Below are 1,603 nucleotides of genomic sequence, written 5' to 3' on the forward strand. Positions count from 1 at the left end.
CCTATTACATGGAGCACTTCCACCATGCCGGCGGCGTGCCGCATCTGCTGGCCGAGCTGCAGGACCTGCTGGACCTGACCGTGCCGACGGTCGGCGGCGGCACCCTGGCCGATACCCTGGCCAAGCCGGGGGAATGGCGCGACGAGGCGGTGATCCGCCCGCGCAGCAACCCGCTGAAGGCGCAAGGCGCCATGGCTGTGCTGCAGGGCAACCTGTGCCCCCGCGGCGCCGTTATCAAGCAGTCGGCGGCGACGCCGGAATTGCTGCAGCACACCGGCCGCGCCGTGGTGTTCGATTCCGTCGAAGACATGGCGGCGCGGATCGATGACCCCGACCTCGACGTCGCGGCCGACGACGTGCTGGTGCTGCGCAGCGCCGGGCCGAAGGGCGCCCCTGGCATGCCGGAGGCCGGCTACCTGCCGATCCCGCGCAAGCTGGCGCAGCAGGGCGTCAAGGACATGGTCCGCCTGTCCGATGCGCGGATGAGCGGCACCGCCTTCGGCACCATCGTGCTGCACATCACCCCGGAATCCGCGGTCGGCGGGCCGCTGGCGCTGGTGCGCACCGGCGACCAGATCCGGCTCGACACTGCCGGACGGCGGCTGGACCTGCTGGTCGACGACGCCGAGCTGGCCAACCGCGCCGCCGCCCTGCCGCCGGCCAGGCCGGCGCCGGACCGCGGCTATGGCCGGCTGTATCACGACAGCGTGCTGCAGGCCGACGAGGGCTGCGATTTCGATTTCCTGGTGCCCGGCCGCAAGGCGGCCGGCTGAATTGATAGGGATACGTCCATGCCGAGACTGACCGGCGTCATCGCCGCCGCCGCCACGCCGCTGCGCGACGACCTGACCATCGACCACGACAAGCTGGTCGCGCATTGCACTTGGCTGCTGGGCGATGGCGGCTGCGACGCGGTCAACCTGCTCGGCACCACCGGTGAGGCGACGTCCTTCTCGGTCGACCAGCGGCTGGCGGCGATGCAGGCGGTGGCCAAGGCCGGCCTGCCGGTGCACCGCTTCATGGTCGGCACCGGCGCCTCGGCGCTGGCGGATGCGGTGCGGCTGACCGCCACCGCCAAATCCCTCGGCTTCGCCGGCGCGCTGCTGCTGCCGCCCTTCTACTACAAGGGCATCGATGACGAGAGCCTGGGCCTCTATGTCGACACCGTGATCGACCGGGTCGGCGCCGATGGCCTGAGCCTTTACCTCTATCACATCCCGCAGAACACCGGCGTGCCCTGGCCGATCGAGCTGGTGGCCCGGCTGGCCGACCGGCACCCCGGCACCTTGGCCGGGCTGAAGGATTCCTCGGGCGACATCGCCTATTCGACCGATCTGGCCAAGCGGGTGCCCGGCATCGCCGTGTTCCCCAGCTCGGAAGCCACGCTCGGCCTGGCCAAGGAACGCGGCTTCGCCGGCTGCATCAGCGCCACCACCAATGTCACGGGCCCGCTGGCCCGGATCGCCTTCCACCAGGCCGGCAGCCCGGAGGCCGAGGCCGCGGTGGCCGCGGCCGGCGCGCTGCGGGCGGCGCTCAGCAGCGTCACCCTGGTCGCCGCGGTGAAGGACACCCTGGCCGAGATCCATGGCGACGCCGCCTGGCG

General features: G+C 71.7%; 2 protein-coding genes. Both read left to right on the forward strand.

What is annotated here, in order from left to right; translation table 11 throughout:
* Positions 1–773: IlvD/Edd family dehydratase (locus tag AC3XYG_RS39120; protein ID WP_489145314.1), on the forward strand; the 773-nt coding region annotated here is incomplete at its 5' end.
* A gap of 18 nt (positions 774–791) precedes the next feature.
* A partial coding sequence (locus tag AC3XYG_RS39125; RefSeq protein WP_489145315.1) for a dihydrodipicolinate synthase family protein occupies positions 792–1,603 on the forward strand: 812 nt, incomplete at its 3' end.

It is taken from the genome of Inquilinus sp., assembly GCF_057815775.1.